Source organism: Lactococcus sp. S64 (assembly GCF_016516525.1).
Lineage (GTDB): Bacteria > Bacillota > Bacilli > Lactobacillales > Streptococcaceae > Lactococcus > Lactococcus lactis.
Genome location: NZ_JACVUQ010000043.1, coordinates 1 through 244, shown reverse-complemented (window position 1 = coordinate 244; position 244 = coordinate 1). Strand labels below are relative to the sequence as shown.

Below are 244 nucleotides of genomic sequence, written 5' to 3'. Positions count from 1 at the left end.
ATTATTGGAGATGATTGAAAAATATGATTCTCGTCTTTATGAACGAATGGTCAATAATAAAGATTTTCTACAAGTTTCACTAGGAACTGGAACCCAACCCTCAGGATTGAAAGTTGAAACAGACTATACTTCACGTGATGAAGATGAATGGGCAACCCACGTAAAAGCTTTAGTTGAGAAATATAGCCAACAAGAAGATGTTCCTGTCGCTTTGGATTTAAGAAATCAAACCCTAGGTTTAATC

The 244-nt window shown here is 35.7% G+C and carries 1 protein-coding gene; it reads left to right on the top strand.

The features are described from left to right. The coding region (locus IAE51_RS12080; RefSeq protein WP_200095656.1) for a hypothetical protein at positions 1–244 on the top strand (244 nt) is incomplete at both ends.